At 58.5% G+C, this 26,901-nt stretch carries 23 protein-coding genes; 8 read left to right on the forward strand and 15 right to left on the reverse strand.

Going from position 1 to position 26,901, the window contains the following annotated elements; genetic code table 11:
* Positions 1 to 36: 36 nt before the first annotated feature.
* The 5 genes from Absy_RS00750 to Absy_RS00770 all read right to left on the reverse strand — a co-directional run bounded on the left by Absy_RS00750 (position 37) and on the right by Absy_RS00770 (position 5,600).
* Complete coding sequence (locus Absy_RS00750; protein WP_048852809.1) at positions 37 to 1,428, reverse strand: MFS transporter; 1,392 nt, start codon at positions 1,426 to 1,428, stop codon at positions 37 to 39.
* 107 nt (positions 1,429 to 1,535) lie between these two features.
* Positions 1,536 to 2,945: a ribosome biogenesis GTPase Der gene (gene der / locus Absy_RS00755; protein ID WP_048852866.1), complete on the reverse strand. Its 1,410-nt coding sequence runs from the start codon at positions 2,943 to 2,945 to the stop codon at positions 1,536 to 1,538.
* A 13-nt stretch (positions 2,946 to 2,958) separates the two neighbouring features.
* Positions 2,959 to 4,353, reverse strand: a complete 1,395-nt coding sequence (locus Absy_RS00760) for a PQQ-like beta-propeller repeat protein (protein ID WP_048852810.1) — start codon at positions 4,351 to 4,353, stop codon at positions 2,959 to 2,961.
* A gap of 4 nt (positions 4,354 to 4,357) precedes the next feature.
* The gene (locus tag Absy_RS00765; RefSeq protein ID WP_048852811.1) at positions 4,358 to 5,053 is read right to left on the reverse strand and encodes a tetratricopeptide repeat protein; all 696 of its coding nucleotides are present in this window, start codon (positions 5,051 to 5,053) and stop codon (positions 4,358 to 4,360) included.
* A gap of 157 nt (positions 5,054 to 5,210) precedes the next feature.
* Complete coding sequence (locus Absy_RS00770) at positions 5,211 to 5,600, reverse strand: hypothetical protein (protein WP_048852812.1); 390 nt, start codon at positions 5,598 to 5,600, stop codon at positions 5,211 to 5,213.
* A 168-nt stretch (positions 5,601 to 5,768) separates the two neighbouring features.
* Between Absy_RS00770 and Absy_RS00775 the strand changes: the two genes are divergently transcribed.
* The 3 genes from Absy_RS00775 to hisI all read left to right on the forward strand — a co-directional run bounded on the left by Absy_RS00775 (position 5,769) and on the right by hisI (position 8,077).
* On the forward strand, positions 5,769 to 6,683 hold the full coding sequence (locus tag Absy_RS00775; protein WP_048852813.1) for a glycosyltransferase family 9 protein: 915 nt from the start codon (positions 5,769 to 5,771) through the stop codon (positions 6,681 to 6,683).
* A 102-nt stretch (positions 6,684 to 6,785) separates the two neighbouring features.
* Positions 6,786 to 7,661: a CAF17-like 4Fe-4S cluster assembly/insertion protein YgfZ gene (gene ygfZ, locus Absy_RS00780; protein ID WP_084596770.1), complete on the forward strand. Its 876-nt coding sequence runs from the start codon at positions 6,786 to 6,788 to the stop codon at positions 7,659 to 7,661.
* The gene (hisI, locus tag Absy_RS00785; RefSeq protein ID WP_048852815.1) at positions 7,658 to 8,077 is read left to right on the forward strand and encodes a phosphoribosyl-AMP cyclohydrolase; all 420 of its coding nucleotides are present in this window, start codon (positions 7,658 to 7,660) and stop codon (positions 8,075 to 8,077) included. The genes ygfZ and hisI overlap by 4 nt, the downstream gene beginning before the upstream one ends.
* Before the next feature lie 17 nt (positions 8,078 to 8,094).
* Here the strand turns inward: hisI and lpxB are convergent, their stop codons facing one another.
* Positions 8,095 to 9,270, reverse strand: coding sequence for a lipid-A-disaccharide synthase (lpxB, locus tag Absy_RS00790; protein ID WP_048852816.1), 1,176 nt, complete (start codon positions 9,268 to 9,270; stop codon positions 8,095 to 8,097).
* A 179-nt stretch (positions 9,271 to 9,449) separates the two neighbouring features.
* On the opposite strand from lpxB, the gene Absy_RS00795 reads away from it, so the two are divergent.
* Positions 9,450 to 10,889 (forward strand): SulP family inorganic anion transporter, encoded by a 1,440-nt coding sequence (locus Absy_RS00795; RefSeq protein WP_048852867.1) that lies wholly within the window; start codon positions 9,450 to 9,452, stop codon positions 10,887 to 10,889.
* A 26-nt stretch (positions 10,890 to 10,915) separates the two neighbouring features.
* Here the strand turns inward: Absy_RS00795 and Absy_RS00800 are convergent, their stop codons facing one another.
* Positions 10,916 to 11,545, reverse strand: a complete 630-nt coding sequence (locus Absy_RS00800; RefSeq protein WP_048852817.1) for a protein-methionine-sulfoxide reductase heme-binding subunit MsrQ — start codon at positions 11,543 to 11,545, stop codon at positions 10,916 to 10,918.
* A 135-nt stretch (positions 11,546 to 11,680) separates the two neighbouring features.
* On the opposite strand from Absy_RS00800, the gene Absy_RS00805 reads away from it, so the two are divergent.
* Complete coding sequence (locus Absy_RS00805) at positions 11,681 to 12,556, forward strand: NAD(P)-dependent oxidoreductase (RefSeq protein WP_048852818.1); 876 nt, start codon at positions 11,681 to 11,683, stop codon at positions 12,554 to 12,556.
* A 5-nt stretch (positions 12,557 to 12,561) separates the two neighbouring features.
* Here Absy_RS00805 and Absy_RS00810 read toward each other — a convergent pair whose 3' ends face one another.
* Positions 12,562 to 13,332, reverse strand: coding sequence for a squalene/phytoene synthase family protein (locus tag Absy_RS00810; protein WP_048852819.1), 771 nt, complete (start codon positions 13,330 to 13,332; stop codon positions 12,562 to 12,564).
* A 245-nt stretch (positions 13,333 to 13,577) separates the two neighbouring features.
* Here Absy_RS00810 and Absy_RS00815 point away from each other — a divergent pair, with 245 nt between their 5' ends.
* The 3 genes from Absy_RS00815 to Absy_RS00825 all read left to right on the forward strand — a co-directional run bounded on the left by Absy_RS00815 (position 13,578) and on the right by Absy_RS00825 (position 17,769).
* Positions 13,578 to 14,186, forward strand: coding sequence for a superoxide dismutase (locus tag Absy_RS00815; protein ID WP_048852820.1), 609 nt, complete (start codon positions 13,578 to 13,580; stop codon positions 14,184 to 14,186).
* Positions 14,187 to 14,431: 245 nt separating this feature from the next.
* A complete protein-coding gene (gene clpB, locus Absy_RS00820) occupies positions 14,432 to 17,047 on the forward strand; it encodes an ATP-dependent chaperone ClpB (RefSeq protein ID WP_048852821.1) in 2,616 nt (871 codons plus the stop codon).
* 89 nt (positions 17,048 to 17,136) lie between these two features.
* Positions 17,137 to 17,769, forward strand: a complete 633-nt coding sequence (locus Absy_RS00825) for an NUDIX hydrolase (RefSeq protein ID WP_048852868.1) — start codon at positions 17,137 to 17,139, stop codon at positions 17,767 to 17,769.
* Between the two features lie 81 nt (positions 17,770 to 17,850).
* On the opposite strand, the gene hflX is transcribed toward Absy_RS00825, so the two are convergent.
* The 7 genes from hflX to dusB all read right to left on the reverse strand — a co-directional run bounded on the left by hflX (position 17,851) and on the right by dusB (position 26,849).
* A complete protein-coding gene (gene hflX, locus Absy_RS00830) occupies positions 17,851 to 19,170 on the reverse strand; it encodes a GTPase HflX (protein ID WP_048852822.1) in 1,320 nt (439 codons plus the stop codon).
* The gene (gene hfq / locus Absy_RS00835; protein WP_048852823.1) at positions 19,151 to 19,435 is read right to left on the reverse strand and encodes an RNA chaperone Hfq; all 285 of its coding nucleotides are present in this window, start codon (positions 19,433 to 19,435) and stop codon (positions 19,151 to 19,153) included. Before hfq ends, hflX begins: the two co-directional genes overlap by 20 nt.
* A 79-nt stretch (positions 19,436 to 19,514) precedes the next feature.
* Entirely contained in the window at positions 19,515 to 20,906 is a 1,392-nt protein-coding gene (ntrX, locus tag Absy_RS00840) for a nitrogen assimilation response regulator NtrX (RefSeq protein ID WP_048852824.1), read from the reverse strand.
* Positions 20,896 to 23,163, reverse strand: a complete 2,268-nt coding sequence (locus Absy_RS00845) for a sensor histidine kinase NtrY-like (RefSeq protein ID WP_048852825.1) — start codon at positions 23,161 to 23,163, stop codon at positions 20,896 to 20,898. Before Absy_RS00845 ends, ntrX begins: the two co-directional genes overlap by 11 nt.
* 8 nt (positions 23,164 to 23,171) lie before the next feature.
* Positions 23,172 to 24,614, reverse strand: a complete 1,443-nt coding sequence (ntrC, locus tag Absy_RS00850; protein WP_048852826.1) for a nitrogen regulation protein NR(I) — start codon at positions 24,612 to 24,614, stop codon at positions 23,172 to 23,174.
* A 61-nt stretch (positions 24,615 to 24,675) separates the two neighbouring features.
* Positions 24,676 to 25,782 (reverse strand): two-component system sensor histidine kinase NtrB, encoded by a 1,107-nt coding sequence (locus Absy_RS00855; RefSeq protein WP_048852827.1) that lies wholly within the window; start codon positions 25,780 to 25,782, stop codon positions 24,676 to 24,678.
* Positions 25,779 to 26,849: a tRNA dihydrouridine synthase DusB gene (dusB, locus tag Absy_RS00860; RefSeq protein WP_095351330.1), complete on the reverse strand. Its 1,071-nt coding sequence runs from the start codon at positions 26,847 to 26,849 to the stop codon at positions 25,779 to 25,781. Before dusB ends, Absy_RS00855 begins: the two co-directional genes overlap by 4 nt.
* Between the last annotated feature and the right edge of the window lie 52 nt (positions 26,850 to 26,901).

A 26,901-nucleotide genomic window follows, 5' to 3' on the forward strand; every position in this document is an offset into this window, starting at 1 on the left:
CGCTCCTCCGGCCTCTGGCTGTGACCTATGGCAACTCTAAGCCTTGCGGCCTACCAGCAAACGACTGGCACTCAGCAAAGCTGCAAACAGGGCCATACACCCTGCCATCAGCAGGCACTCGCGGTTGGCCGTATCCGCCAGAAGGGTGAAAAAGGCCGCCACCCCCATGGCACCAACGGTCTGCCCCGCCTGGCGGGCAACCTGCACCATACCACTGGCGCCACCGGCCCTGTGCATGGGCGCTGCGACCATCATCGCCCTGTTGTTAGGAGGCTGAAAACAGCCAAACCCCCAACCGGCCAGCGCTGTACGCCACGCTATATCCCACAGAGCCGGATGGGCTGGCAGTTGCCAGAGCAGAAAAAAGCCGGTGGCCGTCAACCCCAATCCGATGGAAGAGAGCACACCAGCCGAAATACGATCCGCCACCCGGCGAATAACCGGTGCGGAAAGCATGATGCCAATAGGCCATGGAGTAATGAGCAACCCCGTCTCAGCCGAACTCAGGCCCAGTGCATCATGCAGGGTAAATGGCATGGAAACGATATAGAAGTTGGAGGCAATAAACCCACAGAACCCAGTGGTAAAAGCAACCGCAAAATCTGGCCTGCGGAGCAGATCCACAGGCAAAATCGGGTGTGGTAAATGTGCCTCGCGCCGAACCAGCCACGCCCCGGCCATAAGCCCGCACACCAGCAGAAGCACCGATGCCGCCCAGTTCTGGGCATGGGCCAGACCATCGCCCCCCATAATGCAGGCACCAAAAGCCACAACGCAGAGCACACTGCCGGTTACATCGGGCATATGGGGGGCCCGTGGCGTATTGGGCAGGGCATAAAATGCCATACCCAGCGCCGCTGCCCCCAATGGCAGATTAATCCAGAACAGCCATGGCCACGATGCAAAAGTTAGAATACCCGCCGCCGCCGTTGGCCCCAACGCCACACCCAGCGCCACAACAAGACCGTTGACCGCCATGCCCCGGCCAATTTCGGCCTGTGGGTAAATAAAACGCACCAGAGCAATGTTCACGCTCATAATGCAGGCACCGCCAATACCCTGCAACACACGTGCACCCGCCAGCACAGGCAGGCTGGTTGCCGTAGCACAGAAGAATGAGGCAACCATAAACAGCAGAATACCCGCCCGGCACAGCCGCGCAAAACCAACCCGGCTCCCCAGAGCCGCCAATGGCAGAAGCGAAACCAGACTGGCCATCTGGTAAGCATTAACGATCCAGATGGACGATGAGGATGAGGCTTTGAGGTCCCGCGCTATATCCGGCAGGGCCACATTGGCAATGGCGTAATCCAGCAATGCCAGAAAGACAGAGAGGGACACAGCCAGCATGGCCCAGTTTCTGGCCGTTCCATACAAACCATCAGAAGGGACTGGCTTGCTGGCCGGGAGCTGCTGGGGGGGCGACATTGTGGGTTCTGGCTCCTAACTGGGAGGGTGCCGCATGGCCTGCGGTCAGACCCCAATGACAAAGCCGCCACCGGCACCCCTTGTGCGTTTATCCCGACCGGCTGAGGTCAGTTATTCGCATAGGGGTTTTTGGTGCCCCGCGTTTGCAGCCGAATGGGCACGCCGGGGAGGTCAAACTCTTCTCGCAGACCGTTGACCAGATACCGCTTGTAATCGTCGGGCATCTGCTCGGCTCTGGTGCCAAACACAACAAAGGTAGGCGGTCTGGCCTTAACCTGTGTCATATAGCGCAGCTTCAGGCGTCTGCCATCGACCAGCGGGGGCTGATGGCGCTCAAGCATTTCCTCAAACCAGCGGTTCAGCGCGCCAGTTGGCACGCGGGCATTCCACACGGTCCAGGCATCCCGCACGGCGGGAAGCAGCTTGTGCACGGCAGAGCCGGTGAGGGCCGAAAAGGTAACAACCGGCACGCCACGCATCTGCGCCAGAGAAATGCTCAGACGGTCCAAAATGGCTTTGCGCGTGGCGGTACGGTCTTCCACCGCGTCCCACTTATTGAGCGCCAGCACGCAGGCACGCCCTTCACGCTCGATCAGACGGGCTATCTGAAGGTCCTGCTCATGCACACCAAGCGTTGCATCCAGCACCAGAACCGCCACTTCTGCCATTTTCAGGGCTTCAATGGAGGCGGAAACCGACATTTTTTCCAAGGTTTCGTCAATACGGGCCTTTTTGCGCAGGCCTGCTGTATCCACGATCTCGAATGTATCATCCCCGTCATGCAGGGTCACGGCAATGGAATCCCGCGTCAGCCCCGGTTCTGGCCCGGTAATCATACGCTCTTCACCCAAAAGCGTATTGAGCAACGTGGATTTACCTGCGTTGGGGCGACCAACAATGGTAACTTTGAGCGGACCTGTGGGGCGGATTTCCTCCTCTTCGGACAACTCCGGTTCGGGGGCCCATGCCTCTTCTTCCTCTTCCACCTTTTCAGGGGGCAGGCGCTCGGCAATTTCCCACATCAGGTCGGTCACGCCATCACCGTGTTCGGCGGACAGACCAAGAGGGTCACCCAGCCCCAGCGCGTATGCTTCCAGCGCTGCTGCCGTACCCTGCCGCCCTTCCGCCTTGTTGGCGATCAGCAGAACGGGGCGGTTCTGGCGGCGTACCCACTGGGCAAAATGTTCATCTGCCGGGGTAATGCCTGCCCGTGCATCAATGCAGAACAGAATAAGATCCGCTTCCTGCACCGCACTTTCGGAAGAGGCACGCATCCGGCCAAACAGACTGTCTGGCGCGGCCTCTTCCAGCCCCGCCGTATCAATCAGGCGTATGTGACGGCCACGTACCAGCGCCACGCCTTCCTTACGGTCGCGCGTCACTCCGGGCGTATCTGCCACAAGAGCCTGCCTGCGCCCGACCAGCCGGTTGAACAGGGTGGATTTACCCACATTGGGGCGACCGGCAATAACAACGACCGGAAGGTCCCCCGTCGGTACCGGCGGGAGGGGGCGCATAGACTTGCGACGTTCAACCATAGGAGGTCAGGTTTCCGTCATTGGTTACGATAAGCATCTGATTGTCCACAACAATAGGAGGCACGAAGGAAACAGCCTCCATTGCATCAATAGAAATAATTGCACCGGTCTGCGGGTTAATCCGGATCATGCCGTTTTCTGGCAACGTGCTCAGGCACACAATCTGGCCACCCGCCATAACGGGGCCAAACCATGTAACAATGTCCTTGCTTTCCTTAATTTTGCGGAAGCGCCGCAACTGGGTAATCCAGCGTACATGGCCCGAAAGGCGGTCAATACAGGCCACCTGCTGGTCAAGGGAAAGGATATACAGCCAGTCCCCTACGCACAGAATGCTGTTCTGGCTTCCAACCGAGCGTTCCCACACGCGCCGACCCGTACGAATATCCACCGCGGCCAGAACCTGAGCCATACTGATGGCATAGACCACGCTACCAACAATAACGGGCAGACCACGCACACAGTTCAGGTTGAGCGTGCTGGCCTGTGCGCCAACATTGCCGAGCATTTCGCTCCACACAACCTCACCACTTTCTGCACGGAAGGCAACAAGATCGCCCCCGCCAAAGCCTGCCACCACAACGCCGTTGGCGTAGGCCGGAGCAGCCTGCCCGAACACGGTCGTATCCGCCGCAGTGGCGGCGTATGTCCATATCTGGCGACCGGTCGCGGCATCAAGTGCAAAGAACCGCTCATCTATGGTGCCAAAATAGACACGCCCTTCCGCAATGGTTGGAGCGGAACGGCCAGGCGTTCCAATATCGGTCCGCCATTTGACCTTGCCTGTGGCCGTATAAACGGCAATGGCCTGGGAAATACCGTCCACAATATACAGCACATCACCGTCCACCCCAATACCGCCACCGGTATTACTGGAACGGGATTTTTTGGGCCGGGGGTTAAAGGTCCATACGTGCCGCATGGCAGGCCATGTAAAGGCCCGCACAAGGCCCTGTGCATCCATAACAAACAGATGGCCATTATGCACAAGCGGCACGCAGGCCAGCATTCCACGCCCAAGAGAGCCAAGGGCGGCCCATGCCATAAAATCCGGCTCGGAAATGCCAGCACCAATGCTGTGCCGCCAGCGGCGGTGCAGGCCGCCCCAAGCATAGTTACTGCCCGTATGTTCTGGCACCCGACCGCTGATCGGCCATTCCGAAACCGTGATCGGGGCAGGCAGGGTAATGGCGGTATGGTCTTCCTTATCCACCATCAACCCTGCGCCGGAAGACAGCACATCCGTCCGGTGCCCGGCCAGCAGGGGTTTTTTGTCATCATCATCACCACAAGCCGCCAGTGTGGGGGCCAGCGCCGCACCTGCAAGCAGGCTTCTGCGGGTCATGCCGGACCGGGCAACGGCGCCAATATGTGTCTTGCTGCTCATGGTTTTATCCTGCTGACGGATCAAGGGCCTGCATCATATCCTGCGCCCGGTTGCGCACCCCTGCGGGGGTATCGGCCGAGTCCACAAGGGCAGACAGTTTTTTGCGGGCATCATCCTTATGCCCTTCGCGTACATCCAGAACAGCCAGAGCCTCCTCGGCCAGTCCGTTCCAGGCTTTGCCCTGCCCGGCAAGCAGGGACAACCGTGAGCGCAGGGTGGGGATATCCCCCGTATCCAGCTGGTGCTGGCACCACAGCAAGGTCGCAATGCTGCGCAGGGCGGGATCAGCCTTCGGGTCGTCCTGTACTGCATTCCATGCAGCCAGTGCGGCCTTGGCATCGCCCCGGGCAGCCTGCACCGCAGCCTCCTGCATACGGGCCAGCGTAGCAACACCCGCATCTGTTGAGGGTGCAAGCTTTTGCAAGGATTCCAGTCCGCTCTGGGCTTTACCCGTAAGGGTTATGGGGTCGTGCCCGATTTGATCTGGCAGGTGGTCCGTCTGGCGCAGGGCGGCCAGATACGTGCCTGTTGCCGCCTGATCCAGAGCCTTGTGCTGCGCCACCTTCCATGACCACAGGCCAGCACCTGCCACCACGGCCACCACAGCCACGGCCGCCAGCCCGGCGTACCGCCGTGCAACGGCGCGCAGGCGTTCGGCCTTCAGCTCTTCGTCAACTTCCCGGTAAATATCCTCTGCCACGATCCGGCCCGTTCCTGTTCCTGCCAATCCATGCCTATCCGCTCTCTGGCATATCTGCCCCAGCCGGACGTATCATACAAGGCGCAGCGTATGTGTTGTGTGCCTGTTATAGCGCCTTGTGGGGCAACAGGCAGCACACCAAAAGCCAAAAAGCACCTTAATGGGCAGCTTTTTGCAGCTTGGCTCCCCCAGCCTTGAGCGCTGAGGTCAACTGGGTAAAGTTGGCGCTTATGCGCTGCTGCACGGCAGAACTGCCCTCGTGAATATGCGCAATTTTATCCCGTGCTTCGTTACTGATTGCGGTTTCTTCCTTCACCGCAGTTTTGGACACACAGGCATTGTAGGTTCTGGCGGCTTTTTCGTAAGCACTGACCTTATCCACGCTGGCATTATATTTTTCCACGCTGGAGGCATCAACCGCGGGAGCATCAGGCTCCGCACCGCAGGTTGAGGGCACCCAGCCCCGCTCCGCCGCATGGGCGGGAACACTTACCACCATAGCCGCCAGCCCGGTAACGCAGGCCAGCAAAAACCCTTTGTGCAACATTGCCCAAACACCTTGTATTGTTCAAACAGTGGACCAAAACCTGCAAGTCAGCCCCAACAGGAGCGGACTGCGTTGCCATTGAACGGCTCATCTTCTGGCACAGGCTACGCAAATGTCCATATCTCCCATGCTTGGAAAAGGCGTGAAGAGCCAGTATAGCCCCATAACATGCGCATTCTTTTTATTACGGCCACACGTCTGGGGGATGCGGTTCTTTCCACCGGTATTCTCAACACGCTTTTGCAGCAATATCCCCATGCCTGCATAACCGTTGCCTGCGGGCCGGTGGCTGCCGGGCTGTTCCAGCATATGCCCGGACTCGACCGGGTCGTGGTCATGCAAAAACGCCGCTATGACTTGCATTGGCTGGACCTGTGGAAAGACTGCGCCCGCACACGGTGGGATATGACCGTGGACCTCCGTGGTTCCGGGGTCAGCTTTTTTTTGCGCTCCGGGCGGCGGCTGATCATGCGTGGTGGTCGCAGGCCCGGCCGGCGGGTTGACCATCTGGGGGCCGTTATGGGCCTCTCCCCAGCGCCACTGCCCACAGTCTGGTTCAATGCTGCTGACCAGAAAATCGCCGCAGATGTCCTCCCCCCCAGCACGCCCGGCGCCCCGGTTATTGCCCTTGGCCCCACCGCCAACTGGAACGGAAAAATCTGGCCAACCGCGCGTTACCAGCCGCTCTGGCAGCAACTGGCCGCAGCCTACCCCCATGCGCGCCCTGCCATTTTTTATGGCCCCGGCCCGCAGGAGGCGGAACTGGCCCGCCCCGTGCTGAATGCCCTCCCCCATGCCATAGATGCGGGAGGGCGCTTTGCCCTGACCGAAACCGCAGCCATGCTGGCCCGTTGTGCGCTTTATGTGGGCAATGATTCGGGGCTGATGCATCTGGCCGCTGCGGCGGGCACCCCAACACTGGGGCTTTTTGGCCCTTCCCGCGCATCGGAATATGCACCCAGTGGGCCATTGGCGCGTTGGGTGGAGGCCCCCGGACCAGAAGGACACGCCCCCATAGCCGGGTTAAGCATTGAACGCGTGGCAACCGCTGCACTGGCGCTCCTGCGCGAAACCCAGCCCTGACCATACACCCTCTGGCCCGGGTGCAGGCCCCGGTCTAGAGTTTTGGCACCTTTGACCTGCTCTGGCTGCCAGCCCTGACTGTAGGAAAGATCGACCATGCCAATACCCACCCCCGCCCATATAACCCGGCTTGAAGGCCGCACGCTGATCAAACTCTCCGGTGCCGACCGTGTCCGCTTTCTGCAAGGGCTGGTCACGGCGGATATTGCCGCCCTGCACCCCGGCCAAGCCACATGGGCTGCGTGCCTGACCCCACAAGGCCGCTGGCAGGCTGATTTTTTTGTAATCTCCGACCCGGATGACACGTGCCTGCTTCTGGACTGCGCAACCGCACAGGCGGAAGCGCTCTGCACCCTGCTGCTCCGCTTCCGCCTACGTTCGGACGTGCAGATGGAGCCAACAGCACTCCCGGTTTATGCCGCATGGGGCAACCCGCCAGACGCAGCACTGCTCGAAAATGCCATAAGCGTTGCAGACCCCAGACTCCCGGCAGCAGGCTGGCGGCTGATTGACCCACCGGCCACCATAGAGCAAACCGCAACGCAACTGGACTACGACCTGCACAGACTTGCCCTTGGCCTGCCCGATGGTGTGCAGGACTGCGAACAGGGCCGAACGCTGGCCGCCGAAGCCAATATGGATCTGCTCGGTGGCATTGCATGGCAAAAAGGATGCTACATGGGGCAGGAGGTTACGGCCCGTATGCACTACCGCACGCTGCTCAAACGCCGCCTTGTCCCCATTGCCAGCACAGCGCCACTCCCCGCCCCCGGCACGCCCCTTATGCACAATGAGCTGGAGGTCGGTACCCTGCGCTCCTCCCGCGATCATATCGGTCTGGCGCTGCTTAAGGTCGATGCGGTGGACAAGCCCTTAAGCTGCCTTGGCCATAACGTGGTTGCCCGCCCACCCGCGTGGCTGCTACCTGCCCTGAGCACCCCTGCTGACCCTTCTGCCACCACACCGGACAAACCATGACCTACACCCCACCCGACGCCCCGATGCTCGATGCCATGCTGAGCGCGATCAAATACGATGCCTCCGGCCTGATTGCCGCCATTGCCCAGCAGCACGATACCGGCGAAGTGCTGATGATCGCATGGATGAACGCCGATGCCCTGCGTGAGACGTTGCAGACCGGTCGTGTTTGTTACTACTCGCGCAGCCGCCAGAAGCTCTGGCGCAAAGGGGAAACATCCGGCCAGATCCAGCATCTGAAAGAAGCACGGCTGGATTGTGATGCTGATGCCGTTCTGCTGCTGGTCAACCAGATTGGCGTTGCCTGCCACACAGGCCGCCGGAGCTGCTTTTACCGCGCCTTCACCCCCACCGGGTTGGTGGAGCTGATGAAACCTGAAATTGATCCGGCACAGCTCTACCACACACACGGTTAAGGGCGGGTTCTCCCGCCTTACAGGCCCCGGCTTGCCAGCAGGTCCAACACGGCACCTGCGGCGGCATCGGCTGGCAGCGCGCCCCCCGGACCTTCCAACCCGTGCAGCACGGTCGCAAAGGCATCCTTCTGGGCCTGTGCCACAGCCGGATTTTCAAACAGGGTCTGTACTGCCCGCGCCAGCACCTCTGGTGCACAGTCCTGCTGGAGCAGTTCTGGCACAACCTGCCGCCCGGCCAGCAGATTAACCATAGCCACGTATGGCACGCGGATAAGCCTGCGCGCCATAAAGGCCGTTAGCGGGTTAACACGGTAGGTTACGGCCATGGGCACACCAGCCAGAGCCAGTTCCAGCGTGGATGTCCCCGACTTGGTTAAGGCGGCCCCCGCAGCGGCAAAGGCATCGTGCTTGTCGTGTATGTCCGTTACCACTATGGGGCGGACCGGCCAGTTCCGCACCGCCTGCTCCACCGTAGCCGCCACCACGGGAGAGACCGGCACAACCGGCACCACATCGGGCATCCGGGCCTTGAGCAGGGCCAGCATCTGCCCGAACACCGGCAGCAACCTTGGCACCTCCGAGCGGCGGCTACCGGGCATAAGCACCAGCACATGCGCGTTTTCCGCCACACTATAACGCGCCCTAAAGCGCGCAGCATCCCCATCGCACGCACCGGATTGCAGAACCGGATGCCCCACAAACCGCGTTTTTAACCCATGCCGCCCAAAAAATTCCTTCTCAAACGGCAACAGGCACAGCAGTTCGTCCCACAGACCGGGGAATTTGCGTACCCTTTTCTGCCGCCATGCCCACACCTGCGGCGCCACGTAATGCACACGCAAAATGCCCATAGCTTCAATGCGCCGCAGCAGGCGCAGGGCAAAACCGGGGCTATCTATGGTAATGACCATATCTGGCCGCTGCGCGGCAATATCTGCCACAGCCTGGTCAAGCCTGCGAGAAAGCTGGCGCACACGGGGCAGAATTTCCACCAGCCCCATAACCGCCAGATCCCGCATGGGAAAAAGGCTCTCCAGCCCCTCCGCCGCCATGCGCGGGCCGCCCACACCCGCAAAGCGGATATTGGGGTTGCGGGCACGCAACGCATGAATCAGGCGTGCGCCCAGCACATCGCCACTCGCCTCTCCGGCCAGTATCCATATGAAGGGGGAAGAAGCAGCAAGAGTGACCATATTCCTACCTGCAAACACAACAGGGACGCACCACCATTCCGCTCCAGCGTGTAATGCGCAACCCATGCAGCGAAAAGAAAAACCTTTCCGCACATAAAAAGTCCGGTTTATGCCTGCTGGCACCACACCACCAACCCAGTGAACAGGATATCTTCTGCCTCGTGAGTGTTCAGCAGTATATGCGTGAATGGACGGAACAGCCCGTCCGTAACGTTCTGGCCGGCATGGTCGGCACCTTTGCCCTTATTCCCGAAGTCATTGCTTTTTCATACGCTGCGGGCGTTGCCCCCGAAGTTGGGCTTTTTGCCTCGTTCGTCATCAGCATTGCCATTGCCATTACTGGTGGCAGACCGGGCATGATCTCGGGTGCAGCGGGTTCGGTTGCGCTGGTGGCAGCCGATCTGGTGCATGGGCATGGCCTGCAATATCTGCTGCTGGCAACTCTGCTGGCGGGGGCTTTTCAGGTTCTGTTCGGTCTTTTGCGGCTGCAAAGCATGATGCGCTTTGTCTCCCGCGAAGTGGAAACCGGGTTTGTTAACGCGCTGGCCATTCTTATTTTTTCCGCCCAGATTCCCCAGATGCTGCATGTTACGTGGCATACCTACGCCCTGATCGCACTGGGGCTGGCCATTGTTTACCTTATGCCGCGGCTGAGCACGGCCATTCCCTCCCCCCTTATCTGCATTCTGGTTTTGACCGGGATCAGCTTTGCTTTTCCCATGCCTGTGCATGTTGTGGCTGACCTTGGGGCGCTGCCCACCGGCCTGCCTTACCTGACCCTGCCCCACGTGCCCCTGACATGGGCCACATTCCAGATTGTGCTGCCTTATGCTTTTGCCATGGCCATGGTGGGCCTGCTGGAATCGCTGATGACCGCTGCCGTGGTGGATGAACTCACAGACACCCACTCCAACAAACGCATGGAGTGCACCGGGCTTGGTATTTCCAACATTTTTGTTGGTCTGTTCGGGGGAATGGCAGGCTGCGGCATGATCGGACAGACCGTTGGCAACCTGCGGTATGGCGGCCGTGGCCGCCTGTCCACCTTTACGGCAGGCGCCTTTTTGCTGCTGCTGCTGGTTGCCATGCACCGCTTTGTGGCGCAGGTGCCGGTCGCAGCACTTGTCGCCATTATGATTATGGTCTCGATCAGCACGTTTTCATGGTCTTCACTGCGCGATGTTGTGCGCCACCCCAAGCTGGCTTCCACAGTTATGCTGGCAACGGTTGCCGTTGTGGTTCTTACGCATGATCTGGCCGCCGGGGTTGCCTGCGGGGTGCTACTGAACGGGCTGTTCTTCTCGTTTCAGGTCATGAAGCTGGTGCAGGTCAACGTGCAGGATACGCCAGATGGCATAACCCGGACCTATGTTGTGCATGGTCAGCTCTTTTTTGCATCCACCAGTATTCTAACGGATGCCGTGGATTTTCAGGGCACAGCCACACAGGTGATCATTGATCTGGCTGACGCCCACCTGTGGGACATAAGTGCGGCTGACACGCTGGAAAAAACGGCCACACGGCTGGAGGGGCGAGGCAAAACCGTCCGCATTATCCATGCCGATGCCCGGGCTGCAAAACTGCTGGCTGCCCTTGGCCACCCCAACCTGCTGGCCTGAACACCATTCCAGCCCGCCCCCCCGATTTATTGGGAGGTCGGGCGGGTTTTTTGGGCTTTGGGAACAAAGCGTACTGCCAGCACCACAGCGGCTATACCGGCATAAATAAACGGCTCTACATGCCAGACCTTAAAGGCAATGCTATAGTGAATGCAGGCCAGCACCATGGCCAGATAAACGGTTTTATGCAGCGGTGCCCACCGCCTGCCCAGACGCATGATGGACTTGCGGGTGGATGTTGCCGCCAGAACACAAAGAATAACAAACGCCAGCAGGCCAAAGGTCAGGAACGGACGGGTTGTAAAATCCTTCCAGATCAAGGCCGGGTCAAAACTACGCGCCCATGTCAGGTAGAGCGTGATGTGCAGGGCCGCATATGTAAATGCCAGCAGCCCCAGCGGGCGGCGATAGACAATAAGGTTAATCCCGGCAAACCGCCGTAGAGGCGTGACCATGAGAGAAATGAGCAAAAACCGGAACGCATACCGCCCAAAATCATGCAAACACTCACGGTAGGGCCTTGGTCCCAGCCAGCCCATCCATGCTTCCACCAGATCAAATACGGCGGGCAGCAGAAACAGGGCATAAAGCAGAACCTGCCGCGCCAGCGGGGATAAATTTTTACGCCGCGTACGACCGGCAACGGGTGGAGCCATATGTCTGCCCTTTAAATCAAATATGTTGGCAAAAGAGGATCACCCCTTAGCGCGCCCAAACCATGGACCTTAACCTTGGGAAGACTTTGTGCGTTATGTCCATAGTAAGCAAAACAGGCAGGAGTCTCCAAGATTATGACCACAGCACAGACAATTGGCTTTATCGGTTTTGGTGCCATGGCTAGCCGTATGGCCATTCATCTGAAAAAAGCAGGGTTTACCGCCATTGCCTACACGCCTTCGGGCAAAGGTGGGGATGAAACCATAGCGTTTTTGCCAAGCCCTGCGGATGTCGCCAAAACAGCCGATATTGTGCTTGTGTGCGTACCCGATGATGAGGCTCTGGCCGCCAGCATGTACGGACCACAAGGTGCCCTTGCCGGTATGCCAGAGGGAGGGTTGTTGCTGAACACCAGTTCCGTATCGCCCGAAGCCGCACAGAACCTGCTGGATGCGGGACAAAAACAGAAGGTAAGTGTGGTGGATTGCCCGGTTTCCGGCAGCACACCCGAAGCGGAAAGTGCCAATCTGGTTGTCCTCGCAGGCGGCAGCGATGAGGAAATGACCCGTGCCAAACCCGTGTTTGACGCCATTGGCCGCCTGACCATCCATGCTGGCCCATCTGGCAGTGGCGCGCGGCTTAAACTGGTTATTAACGGCATTATGGGAGCCGGGCTGGCCGCTGTGGCCGAGGGTATTGCCTACGGGCTGGCAGCAGGTCTTGACCGCTCCATGCTGTTTGATGCGCTGGATGAAATGGCTGTGATCTCCCCCCATCACAAACGCAAGATCAAAATGGCCAAGGCGGGTGACTTTTCGCCCCAGTTCCCCACCCGGCTGATGCAAAAAGACATGCGCCTGCTCATGGATGCCTGTACACGTCTGGCTGTACCCGCACCGACCATGGCGTCAGTCACGCAGCAGCTTTCCCTGACCCGCCGTGCCGCCGCGGATGCCGATTACTCGGCCCTGATCGGCGTTATGGAAAACATTGTCGCCAACGACCCATAATTTGCTTAGGACCGATCAAAAGCACGCAGGGCTTTAAGGCCCTGCCATGCGACGGCGGCCCTGTCCCCCAGTCCTCTGGGCTGCTCCGCCTGACTGGCCTTGCGCGCCAGATCACGCCTGGCCAGTACGGCAGGCAACCCCAGCAGACGCAACGGAGAGGAAAGCTGGGACCAGCCCGCAGCCTCCAGCCAGACCTGCCCCTGCTGCCTCAGTGTCGCTGCACCCTCGGGGCATATGAACCGCCCTGACTGCTGGAGCGCTGGCCAGTGGCGGAGCATGGCCCCCGCTCCATACGCCATGCCGCACAGTTCCAGTTGTTGCAGGGCAGATGTATCCTCCACCCCCAGCAGTTCGCCCGTGGCGCGTTGCAGGGCCCCGGCACCATCTTGCATCATACCCTGCCATGCCAACAGGTCGCGCCCGCCTGCCAGTTCCACCTCGCACGAGTGTACAAGGCGGAGCAATGTTGCCTGCCCAACCTGCCCGCGTTCCACCATATCCAGCACATAGGGAGCCAGAACATGTTCCGGCGGGCGGGTCCGCTCCAGCACATCACGCCACCATTGCAGGCGGATCAGCCCGGCCATTGGCCCGGCAACCGCTGCCGAACGTGCGGGCAGCAGGGCGCGAATCAGTTCATTATGGAAGACCAGCAGCACCAGTGCACCCTGCTGTGCGAATGCTGGCAAAAAACGTGCACAAAGCACCCTGTCCGGATCAGCCGCAGCCAGCCGCGCCAACGCTTGCATATCACCTTGTAAGGAATGGTCTTTCATGGCTGTATCCTATTGTTCAGGCGTGGTGGCATGTTGCAAATTTCCGCACTTTCATGCGTAATGCACATATAGCTTTCCTTACGGACTGCCGCGCCACCCCACCCCCACCAGCAGGGCAAGTTTCCGTGAGCCAGGGGAAAGAGATGCCGGGCTTTAACACCCGGTCTCTGTGCCATTTGGCACGCCCATAGCTCTGGGACAGGCGCGTTATACACACGCCCTGCTTTATACGACGGAGTTATGTTATGGCTTTTGAACTGCCAACCCTCCCCTACGCACCTAACGCTCTGGCTGCCCGTGGCATGTGCCAGGAAACCCTGGAGTTCCACCACGGCAAGCACCACCAGGCCTATGTGAACACCCTGAACACGCTGCTGGAAGGCAAGCCCGAACTGGCTGGCAAGTCCCTCGAAGAGATTATTCTTGCAGCCCACGGCAAAGCCGACCTGACCGGCCTGTTTAACAATGCTGGTCAGCATTGGAACCACTCCTTCTTCTGGAACAGCCTGTCCACCTCCGGTGGTGCAATGCCCGAAAAGCTGGGTGCCAAGATTGCTGCTGACTTTGGTAGCGTGGACACCTTCAAGGAAGAATTCCGCAAGGCTGCTGTCTCCCAGTTCGGGTCCGGCTGGGCCTGGCTGGTTCTGGGCAAGGATGGCAAGCTGGCCATTACCAAAACCCCCAATGGCACCAACCCGCTGGCCGAAGGTCAGGGCACGGCACTGCTGACAGCCGACGTTTGGGAACACTCCTACTATCTGGACTTCCGCAACCGTCGCCCCGACTACATCACCAACTTCCTGGACAAACTGGCAAACTATGAGTTTGCTGAAGCCCAGTTGAACGCGGCCTGATTTTTATTCCGCCTCCCTTAGCGGTGCGGAACAAAAAGGCGGAACCCTTTTTTCAGGGTTTCGCCTTTTTTCATATCCGGCATTCCGCCAGTGTGCAGCTTATGCACACATCCCTCTTGATTGTCCGGTCCCTGCTTCCAATCTTAGAACTGTCAACAAGGCAGACCCTGCCACCCATTGCCGCAAAGCGGGATGGGGCAAGGCCTTCCTTCAGTCGCCTACGATAAAGGGACAAGAGGGATATTATGGATATTGCAAAATTTACTGAACGTTCACGCGGTTTTTTACAGGCTGCACAGACGATTGCCCTGCGTGACTTCAACCAGCAGCTGACTTCCGAGCATCTGCTTAAAGCCATGCTGGATGATGAGGAAGGCGCTGCATCAGCCCTGATCCGGGCAGCTGGCGGCAACCCCGATGGTGTGCGGGCCGCCAATGAACAGGCTCTGGCCAAGCTTCCCAAAGTGCAAGGTGGTGGTGCAGGCCAGCCCGCAGCCACCCCCGATCTGGTAAGGGCACTGGATTCCGCCGAACAGATTGCCCAAAAAGCCGGGGATAGCTTTGTGGCGCAGGACCGCCTTCTGGTTGCTCTGGCCTCGACCGACAGCCCGGCTGGTCAGGCACTCAAAAACAATGGGGCCTCCCCGCAGGCACTGGAAAAAGCCATTGCCGCAATCCGCAAGGGACGCACTGTGACCAGCGAAAATGCTGAAGCTAATTTTGACGCACTTAAAAAATATGCACGGGATGTGACCGAAGTTGCCCAACAGGGCAAACTGGACCCCGTTATTGGCCGGGATGAGGAAATCCGCCGGGCCATTCAGGTGCTGGCACGCCGTAGCAAAAACAACCCGGTCCTGATTGGTGAACCGGGGGTGGGCAAGACCGCCATTGTGGAAGGGCTGGCCCAGCGCATTGTTAATGGCGATGTGCCAGAAGCCCTGAAAAACAAAAAACTGCTCTCGCTCGACATGGGCGCACTGGTTGCCGGTGCCAAATACCGTGGTGAGTTTGAAGAACGCCTGAAAGCCGTACTCAAGGAAATTGAGTCCGCCGAAGGTCAGGTCATTCTGTTCATTGATGAAATGCACACACTGGTTGGCGCAGGCCGGACCGATGGCGCAATGGACGCTTCCAACCTGATCAAACCGGAGCTGGCCCGCGGTACGCTACACTGCATTGGTGCCACCACACTGGACGAATACCGCAAGTATATTGAAAAAGACGCAGCACTTGCCCGTCGTTTTCAGCCCGTTTATGTGGGCGAACCTTCTGTGGCGGATACCATTTCCATCCTGCGTGGGATTAAGGAAAAATACGAACTGCACCACGGCGTTCGCATTACCGACGGCGCTCTTGTGGCTGCGGCAACCCTGTCCAACCGTTATATTACCGACCGGTTCCTGCCCGACAAAGCCATTGATCTGATTGATGAGGCCGCCAGCCGCCTGCGGATGCAGATTGATAGCAAGCCCGAAGAACTGGACGAACTGGACCGCCGGATTATCCAGCTCAAAATTGAGCGCGAAGCCCTGCGCAAGGAAGACGATACAGCCAGCAAGGACCGGCTGGAATCTGTGGAAGTCGAACTGGCTGATCTGGAAGAAAAGTCCAATACACTCAGCGCTGCATGGCACGCGGAGAAAGACCGCGTGAATGCCGTGCAAAAATTGCAGGAGCAGCTTGATCAGGCCCGCTCCGATGTGGAAGTGGCACAGCGCAAAGGCGACCTGCAACGCGCATCTGAACTGATGTACGGTGTTATTCCCAACCTGCAAAGCCAGATTACCGCTGCGCAGCAGACTGAAGAGCAGGAGGCCAAAAGCGCCAATCTGGTATCCGAGGCCGTAACAGATCAGGGCATTGCCTCTGTTGTTTCCCGCTGGACAGGCGTACCGGTGGATCGGATGCTGGAAGGTGAACGCGCCAAGCTCCTGCGGATGGAGGATGAACTGCGCAAATCCGTTGTTGGGCAGGAACCCGCCTTGCGGGCCGTAGCCAATGCGGTGCGGCGTGCACGTGCCGGTTTGCAGGACCCCAACCGTCCGATTGGTTCGTTCCTGTTCCTTGGCCCAACGGGGGTTGGCAAAACCGAGCTGACCAAGGCACTGGCCCGCTTCCTGTTTGATGATGACAAAGCTCTGCTACGCATCGACATGAGCGAGTTTATGGAAAAGCACGCCGTAGCCCGCCTGATTGGTGCACCTCCGGGATATGTGGGGTATGAAGAAGGTGGAGTGCTGACCGAGGCCGTGCGCCGCCGCCCCTATCAGGTCATTTTGTTTGATGAGGTGGAAAAAGCGCATGAGGATGTGTTTAACATCCTGCTACAGGTGCTTGATGATGGCCGTCTGACTGATGGTCAGGGCCGCACGGTGGACTTCCGCAATACGCTGATCATCCTGACCAGCAACCTTGGCTCCGAATATCTGGCCAACCAGCCGGATGGTGACACACCTGATATGGTGCAGGCACAGGTCATGAAGGTAGTGCGCGAACACTTCCGCCCTGAGTTCCTGAACCGGCTGGATGAGGTTATCCTCTTCTCGCGCCTGCAGCGGGCAGATATGGCCAAAATTGTGGATATTCAGATCAGTCGTCTGCAAAAGCTGCTCGAAGACCGCAAGATCAGCCTGCACCTTGATACACTGGCTGAAACATGGCTGGCGAATGAAGGGTATGACCCTGTGTATGGCGCGCGCCCCCTTAAACGGGTTATCCAGCGTAGCCTGCAAAATCCGCTGGCCGGACAGTTGCTGGAAGGGACCATCCATGATGGGGAGACCGTTAACATCTCCGCTAATGGTGATGGTTTGCTCATTAACGGTCAGGCGGCTGCGGAGCCTGAACTCGCTTACTAAGCTGGCCAGCCAACTCTGCCCGGTGCAGACAAAAGACGGGAGGGCGCATGCCTTCCCGTTTTTTATTATCTCAAATAAGGAGGAACATGATGCCCGAGCCTGAATGGCTTGTCTGGGCCAGAGAGGTTCAGGCCATTGCCCAAACCGGGCTGACCTTTGCCAAAGACCCGTTTGACCGCGAGCGTTACGAAATGCTGCGCAACATTGCCGCCCGGACCATGGCAAAAGGTACCGGAGCCGACATAACACAGATTGAAAACCTGTTTGCCCGCCAGGCGGGTTATGCGACCCCCAAGCTGGAAGTCCGCACAGGCGTGTTCGACGCCAAAAACCGCCTACTGATGGTGCGTGAGGTACTGGACCACAACCGCTGGACCGTACCCGGTGGCTGGGCCGATGTAAACTTAACCGCCTCTGAATCCGCAGCCAAGGAAGTGCAGGAAGAAACCGGCTACACAGTGCGCATTACCCGCCTGGCCATGGTGCTGGACCGCGCACGGCAAGGGCACGAACCCCCGGAACCTTTTTCGATTACCAAAATGTTTTTTCTGGGAGAACTGACTGGCGGAGCCGCTGCAACCAGTATTGAAACCAGCGAAGTCCGTTTTTTTGCCCGCAACGAGATCCCACATGACCTCTCTACAGGTCGCATCTCGCGCCATCAGATTGACCGGCTGTTTGCACACCATGCAGACCTGAGCCTGATGACCGAATTTGACTGAAGGTTAACGCAAACAGAGCCCCCTTCGCCCTTAGTGCTGAGGACAGGGGGCTCTGTTTATTGTGTTTATATCAGCCGTATTTCAGGCCATTTGTGGCGTAATATGCCGGAACTGGCGTTCAAACCGGGCGCGATCCTCGGCCAGCAGGCGGACAGTAATGTCCGTCTCCTCTTCCTGATCCTTACGGTCCACCACCTCGCCATGTTGGTACAGCCATGCCAGAGCCGCACCATCGGCCAATGGCATGGCATAGCGCACCACTTCCATGCCCGATGTAATCCGCTGGTCAATCCGGGCCAAAAGACGGTCCAGTCCATCGCCCGTTATGGCAGAAATGGCGACTGTCTCATCGCCCTGTGGCACTGCGGCCTGTCCACCCAGCAGATCAACCTTGTTCAGGACCTCAATCATCCGGTTAGGCCAGTCCTGCTCAAGCATATTATCCTTGGCCATGCTCTCCAGCACACCCAGCACGTCCTTTTTCTGGGTCGTACTGTCGGGATGTGCAATATCGCGCACATGCAGAATAATATCGGCCTCTGCCACCTCTTCCAGCGTTGCACGGAAGGCGGCAATCAGCTCCGTGGGCAGGTCGCTGATAAACCCCACCGTATCGGACAGAATAACCTGACGGCCGGAGGGTAGCTCAATGGCGCGCATGGTAGGGTCCAGCGTTGCAAAGAGCTGATCCTGCGCATAAACGGTCGCGCCGGTCAGGGCATTGAACAGGGTCGATTTGCCCGCATTGGTATAACCCACAAGAGCAACAACGGGAAAAGGCACACGTTTACGGGCCTGCCGATGCAGCCCGCGTGTGCGACGGACCTGCTCCAGATCTTTTTTTAACCGAACAATCCGCTCACCAATCATGCGGCGGTCGGCTTCGATCTGGGTTTCACCTGGACCACCCAAAAAGCCAAAGCCACCACGCTGCCGCTCAAGGTGGGTCCACAACCGCACCAGTCTGGAACGCTGATACTCCAGATGAGCCAGCTCGACTTGTAACGTCCCTTCCCGCGTAGCAGCACGGGCACCAAAAATATCCAGAATAAGGCCCGTACGGTCGATAACCTTGCAGCCAAACTCGGTTTCCAGATTACGCTGCTGGGCCGGGGTTAGCTTGGTGTCCACCACCAGAACATCAATATTGTCAGCTTTGACGGCAATTCTAAGGGAATCGATCTGCCCCTTGCCCAGCAATGTTGCCGAACGGCGCGCACGCAGCAGAAGAACAGCTTTACGAACAATAACCAGACCAATGGAAGCAGTCAGGCCAACAGCCTCTTCCAGCCGGGCCTCCGCAGCCCTTACGTCCTGCCCGTGGGCTGAGCGCTCCCACGGCAGAATGACGGCAGCGCGTGTTGCAACCGTCTGTTTTTTCTCAGTAAAACTCGTCGCCAAGAGATGGTTCCTTGTCCGCCTTTGCGCCCGCTCCGGTGGAGTCTGCAATATCTACGGGAATGCTGGGCATAACAGTGCTTATGGCATGTTTGTAAATAAGCTGGGTCTGGTCATCACGCCGCAGGAGCACTACCTGTTCATCAAACCACGTAATAAAACCCTGAAGTTTGACACCATTGACCAAAAATACGGTAACAGCCGCCCGGGAACGACGGATCTGGCCTAAAAACGCATCCTGCACATTATGTGCACTCTCTTTTTCCACTGTGTGAGACCCTATCCCATTTTCTTTTTTTCTTGGGAGCCAGACCTAGCGCTTTATCCGGCTCGCAACAACTCACTGATCAGCCAGCGTTTCGTTCATCTGATGTTACACCAAGCTGCTTGAGTTTGCGATGCAAAGCACTCCGCTCCATCCCTACAAACAGCGCAGTACGGCTTATGTTCCCACCAAAACGCAATAATTGCGCCTGAAGGTACTGGGTCTCGAACAGATCACGCGCCTCTCGCAGGGGCAGGCTCATCACATCGGTCGAGGCATCGAACTTGAGCAGCCCCGGTGCATTCTCCCCTATTGTGGAGGGAAGCATATCTGCCCTGATCAGATCCTGACTACTCCCGGGCTGCATAATCAGCACCCGTTCCATCAGGTTCCGCAGTTCGCGCACATTGCCCGGCCAGTCGTAAGCCTGCAAAACAGCCACGGCATCGGGCGAGAGATCGCGCGAGGGCAGACCCGCCATTTCCGCAGCGCGGTGGAGGAAGAGCGTTGCCAGCCCCGGAATATCATCCCGCCGTTCCTTTAGGGCAGGCATACGCAATGGCACCACGGCCAGACGGTAATACAGATCCTCGCGGAAGCGCCCGCCCACAATTTCGGCCTGCAAGTCCCTGTTGGTTGTTGCCAGAACGCGCACATCAACCTTAACGCGGGAACCTCCGCCCAAACGCTCAAAGGTCTGGTCCTGCAGGGCGCGTACGATCTTACCTTGGGTTTCCAGCGGCATATCCGCCACTTCATCCAGCAGCAGGGTGCCACCATGGGCACGTTCGAGCACGCCGGTGCGGCGGCCTACACCATCTACCCCACCCTCCAGACCGAACAGTTCCTCCTCAAACCGGCCTGGCGCAAGCGTGGCGCAGTTCAGGGCTACAAAGGGGCCATCCGTCCGCCGTGAGCGGGCGTGAATCATCCGGGCAGCCACTTCCTTACCCGACCCCGGACCACCGCTGATCAGCACGCGTGAGCCGGTGGGCGCTACTTTTTCAATCTGGTTGCGAATGGCAACAATCTGGGCGCTATTGCCATACAGGTCGGCATCCTGCCCGGCTCTGAGCCTGAGCTCCTCGTTCTCACGCGCCAGACGGGATGCCTCCAGCGCACGCCGCACAATGACCAGCAGACGATCGGCCTGAAAAGGCTTTTCTATAAAGTCATAAGCACCGTGCTGGAGTGCCGCCACAGCGGTTTCGATCGTACCATGACCCGAGATCATGACCACGGGTACGGAGGATTCCTCCGCCTTCATGGTTTGCAGGATTTCCAGCCCGTCCATATCCGAGCCCTGCAACCATACGTCCAGAATGACCAGCGATGGTCTGCGGGCCCTGAAGGCCGCCAGAGCGGCCTCGGAGCTGGAGGCCACCCGGGCCTCATACCCTTCATCACACAGAATGCCTTCAATCAGCATCCGAATATCGGGTTCGTCATCAACGATCAGGATTTCATGCGCCATGGTCGTCTTTCACCGGCAAAACCAGAGTAGCCACAGTTCCCTTCTCTCCCGATCTGTCTTCCAGACGCACAGTCCCACCATGATCTTCCATGATTTTTTTCACAATAGCCAATCCCAGCCCAGTTCCTTTGGCTTTGTGTGTGACGTACGGTTCTGTCAGGCGGTTTCTGTCGTCCACAGGAAGACCCACCCCATTATCGGCCACGACAATAGCAATGTTTTCCTCTTCCTGCGCAATACGCACCCATACTTCTCCTTTGGTGGCGGCTGCCTGTTCCGCGGCACTATCCGGCCTGTTGGCCATGGCGATCGCATCCGCCGCGTTTTGCAACAGATTGATCAAGGCCTGGCTGATAAGCCGCCGGTCACAGCGGACCATTGGTCCGTGTTCGGGCAGATCAAGGTGATATGTAATCTCATGGTGGGCATTACGTTGCAGGATGAGCACCTCCTGCGCAATACGGGAAAGGTTCTCATTCTTCATAATAGGCTGTGGCATCCGGGCAAAAGCCGAAAATTCGTCTACCATGCGCCCTATATCCCCGACCTGACGCACAATTGTATCCGCGCATTGGGCAAAGGTGTCCGGGTCTGAGGTGATTTCCTTTAAAAAACGCCGCTTGAGCCGCTCTGCCGCAAGCTGAATGGGGGTAAGCGGATTCTTGATCTCATGCGCAATGCGGCGGGCCACATCGGCCCATGCAGCCTTGCGCTGAGCCTGCTGGAGGGCCGTAATGTCATCAAAGGTCATGACATACCCTTCGGTCACTGTGCCGCGCAGCTCCGCACCCACCCGCACCAGCAGTGTCCGCTGGCTTGTGGCAAGGCCAATCTGGATTTCCCGTGTGAACACGGTCTCGGGGGATTGGGTAATCTCGGCCAGCAGTTCAGCAAACTCTGGCACACGGGTTGCAAGCGGCTCGCCTATGGCATCTGCCAGATTGGTCTGGAGCAGCACGCTGGCGGCACGGTTGGGCAGTTCAATCCGCTGCTCCACATCCAACCCGATCACACCAGCGGACACGCCAGACAGAACGGCCTCGGTAAAACGCCTGCGCTCATTGATCTGCCCGTACGCCAGCATCAGTTCAGAACGCTGGCTATCGAGTTCTTCCGTCATGCGGTTAAAAGCACGGGACAGGCTGGCGACCTCATCATCCCTGTTGGTTTCGGGCACATGCACACGCAGATCGCCCTCACTCACCCGGCGAGCAGCCATGCTCAGCAGGCCCAGAGGGCGGGCAATCTGGTTGGCCAGAGCAAAACCGATAAATGCGGCAACAGCCAGAACCAGCAAAGCGACCAGCACAAAAATCATAACAAATGTAAGCTGGATTTTAGCCTTGTTGCTGTTGAGGTGCTTGTAATCCGCCACCACTTTTTCCGTCCGGTGCATATGCTCCAGAATGGAAGGGTCAACCAGACGGGTAATTACCAGCATGAGCGTTGGCGTTTGCGACAGCTCAACAACCGCACGCACCGTGCGCTCATCTGGAGAATCCAGAATAGCTACATCGTTTGAGCGCGCCATAAGCGTGGCTGCGGGGGGTGGCAGTTCCTGCAAATAGCCCGTGCGGCTCATTAACCCGCCAGCGGCCACAACACGGTTGGTAATCGGGTCGTACACAAGGGCTTCTGTCAGCCCGCGCATGGTTGCCTGACTATCCAGCATCTGGGAGAGAGCATCATGGTCCTGCAATAACTGCATGCCACTGGCTGCCAGCTCATTCTGTGCGCTCATGATGTAATTGGACATTGAGAACGCATCTGTACGGATATTGGCGTTATGCTCCTGCAAATACCCGCGGGATGCCTGTAAAGCTTCGTTCAGGGCTGTATTGACCCGGTCGGAAAACCAGATCTGAATACCGTAATGGAAAAACAGGGTGGCAAAGACCCCGACCACAACAGTGGGGGCCACAGCCACAATGCCAAACAGGGTTACAAGCCGCACGTGCAGGCGGGTACCTGCCAGCCCCTTGCGGTATTCGACCAGCATGGGCCAGCCACGCACACCCATGGCCAGCAGCAGCAGCAGCAGAACCAGCCCGTTGACCACCAGTACAAATGGCTCCACCAGCGCATAATGCCCAAAGGACATGCCGCCAGAGAGCACAACAAAGGTTGCAAACACCAGGCATAGCGCCAGAGCAGCAAGGGTTATGGCAACGCTCCTGCGTTCAAGCGCACGCAAAAGCCACTGCAAACGTGTGCGCGAGAACAGATGCCAAAAAGAGAGCCGAGAAGGTTTTGTCATGCCTGTGGCTAGACTACGCCACGCACAACAGGAATCTCAAGGTCACGTATTTTTTTACGCAAGGTATTTCTGTTCAACCCCAACATGGCGGCGGCCTTGATCTGGTTACCCCGTGTTTCTGTTAACGTCATCTGGATCAGAGGACGTTCCACCTCTGTAATAATACGAGCGTGAAGGTCATGCAACGGCATACCCTCCCGCCCGGCGGCAAGGTAGCGGGCAATATGGCGTGATACAGAGTCCACCAATGGTTCTTCGACCTGCCTTGCATCGGGCGCAAAGTCGCTTGCCAAGGGTTCCGCCAGTTCCGCATCCACCACTTCCGCTGTTATGGTTTCCTGCGAATAAAGAGCGACAATGCGGCGAATAAGATTTTCCAGTTCCCGTACATTTCCCGGCCAACGCCATGCCTGCAGGCGGGCCATGGCATCCTCATCCAACATGCGGTACCCGCCCCCTGCCTCGCGGCACTGAGCCAGAAAATGCCGGGCCAGCAAGGGAATATCCTCCCTCCGCTCCCGCAGGGGGGGAAGGCGCAGGGGAACCACGTTCAACCTGTAATACAGATCTTCGCGGAATGTACCGGCCTGAATAGCCTGCCGCAGGTCACGGTGCGTTGCGGCTACAATACGCACATCGGCATGGAGGGGGGTGGAACCACCGACTGTGGTAAACTCTCCTTCCTGCAAAACACGCAAAAGGCGTGTCTGTGCCTCCTGCGGCATATCCCCGATTTCGTCCAGAAAAAGGGTGCCGCCAGAAGCCTGTTCAAACCGCCCCGGCATCCGCCCCAGATTGCTCCCCCGTTCATAACCAAACAGTTCGCTCTCTATCTGCTCCCGCGGGATGGCGGCCATATTAACCGCAATAAACGGCCCACTGCGGCGGCGACCATATTCGTGCAGGGCGCGCGCCACCAGCTCCTTCCCCGTCCCACTCTCGCCCGAGATCATAACAGTCAGGTCCGATGTGGTCAGTCGGGCAATGCTGCGGTAGATCCCCTGCATAACCACGGACTGCCCAATCAGGGGCAGGCGCTCCTCCGGAGTTTGGGGAGGGACCGGCTTTTCCGCCTCCTGCACGGGGGTTGTTAATGCCCGCGCAACAACAGCCAGCAGTTCCTTAAGATCAAACGGCTTGGCCAGATACTCAAACGCACCACGCTGAGTGGCCTTTACAGCCGTTGTCAGCGTGGATTGCGCACTCATAACAATAACCCGCAGGTCCGGCCGGATCTGGCGAATGCGGGTTACCAGTTCCAGCCCGTTCCCATCGGGCATGGCCACATCGGTAATGACCAGATCGCCCTCACCCTCCTGCACCCACTGCCAAAGCGTGGAGGCATAGGGCGTAACCTGTACCTGATACCCTGCGCGCCCCAGTGCCTGCCCCAGCACGGTACGAATGGATCGGTCATCATCAGCAACAAGAATGGTGGGCAGCGGTGTCATACGTTTTGGACCAGAGGAAAAACAACAGGGAGAGGCTTATCAGACGCAGGCGTCCACAAGGTCAAGAGAGACCGCCCCTTTCTTCCGCCAGCGGAAGGAAAAGACTGATTTCTGTCCGTCCCGGACGGCTTTCAACCTCCATAACCCCACCATGGTCATCCATGACCTTCCCCACCAGCGCCAATCCAAGCCCACTGCCATTGACCTTGGTGGAAACAAAAGGTTCGAACAGATGCGGTTTAACAGTTTCCGAAATACCGGGTCCTGTGTCCCTTATGGTAACGACCAGCGGCAGGTGCCGCCACTGGGTTGTACCTGGGGCTGTAACGCGAATACCAGGGCGGTAGCTGGTTATAAGGGTAATGTCCCCTTCCTTCCCGGCTTCCTGCACGGCCTCTGCTGCGTTTTTGACCAGATTAAGCAGCACCTGCACCAGCCGGTCCTTATCGCCCCAAACGTGGGGTAAGGACGGGTCATACCGCTCCAGTATGCGCAGCCCCTTGGCAAAACCATTGCTTGCCAGCAGTTTGACGTGCTCCAGAAGCCTATGAATGTTCAGGGCACGGTAATCCATCTGTGCCTCCCCGAACATGCCCATACGCTCAACCAGCGCATCTATGCGGTCCACCTCATCACAGATCAGGGTCGCAAGGTCACGGTCCGCGCCTTCCACAGCCTGCTCCAGCAACTGGGCCGCCCCTTTGATGCCAGAAAGCGGATTACGCACCTCATGCGCCAGCATAGCGGCCATACCCGACACACTCCGGGCTGCCGAGCGATAAACCTGCTGCTGGTCCAGCACCCGCGCAGTAGAAGGCAGATGGAATGTGAGCAGCACATGGTCCGGGTGGTCCAGCACTTCCGCCCCCTGCACGCTCACCCCTTCATGGTGGAAGCGTGGCGAGCTAAACAGCAGATCATGCTCGGTCACGCTGCCGCCACGCTGGCGCAGATGAGCCAACAGCAGAAAAATAGGATGGTCAGGTGGCGCAATTTCCGCCATGCCCCCCGCCTTGATCTGCTGGCGGGACATGCCAAAAAATTCCTCAGCGGCCATATTGACCGCCAGCACCGTATTGCCCGCCCCTATTTCCAGCAAGGGAACAGGCAGACTATCCAGTAGAAGCGCCGCATCGGGCTGCTCTGCCCTTGGCGCCTTTGTGCTCACGCCGCGTGAGCCTGTTCTTGCTGCCGTGCTGTTTCCTGCCGGGAGGCACGAGGTTCCCGCTCGGCACCTGCGGCAATCTGCTGGTCATAGAAATCTGCGATCATGCTTACAGCATCTTCCGCCGTTTCCACCCGGTTAAAGGCTGCACGGAATGCGGCAGATGCAGGAAGCCCTGCCGAATACCAGGACACATGCTTGCGCGCCAGCCGCAGACCGGGCCGCTGGCCAAAGTGATCCAGCATCATGCGGTAATGTTCCAGCACAATGGCTTTTTCCCGCTCCAGGGTGGGGTCTGGCAGTTCTGCTCCTGTCCGCAAGGCGTGATCAACCTGTGCCAAAAACCACGGACGTCCGTAGCAGCCACGGCCGATCATCACCCCATCCGCGCCCGATTGGGCCAGAGCGTTACGGGCGTCGGTTGTAGTCAGGATGTCACCGTTGACAATAACGGGCAGATCCACGGCATTTTTAACATGACGCACAAAAGCCCAGTCTGCCGTACCATTATAGAACTGCTGGCGCGTACGGCCATGCACCGTGATCATGCGGATCCCCGCATCCTGCGCAATACGTGCCAGAACCGGCGCGTTCAGGTGTTCGTGGTCCCAGCCCATCCGCATTTTTAATGTAACGGGAACAGGCACGGCACGGACAACTGTTTGCAGCATACGCTGGGCGGCGGCCTCGTCGCGCATCAGAGCGGAACCAGCCATTTGCCCCACAGCCACTTTTTTGACCGGGCACCCGAAGTTAATATCAATCAGATCCGCACCTCGGTCCACCGCAATCCGGGCAGCTTCCGCCATGGCGTCAGGGTCACACCCGGCAAGCTGCACGGCGTTTGGACCTCCGGCATCGGCCACTTCGGCCATGCGCAGGGTTGTGTCGTTCTCACGCACCATTGCCCACGAGGCAATCATTTCAGAAACAACAAGGCCCGCACCAAGTTTGCGGACCAACCGCCGGAATGGCAGGTCGGTCACACCGGACATGGGGGCCAGAATTACCGGTGTATCCAGAACAACACCGCCCAGATCAATGGGACGCAGCAGGGGTTGCGTTTGCACAGTCATTTCCATTTGCCTACGAATTAGGCAGAAATACCGTTCCACGCGCCCC

It is taken from the genome of Acetobacter syzygii, from assembly GCF_000964225.1.
Classification (GTDB): domain Bacteria; phylum Pseudomonadota; class Alphaproteobacteria; order Acetobacterales; family Acetobacteraceae; genus Acetobacter; species Acetobacter syzygii.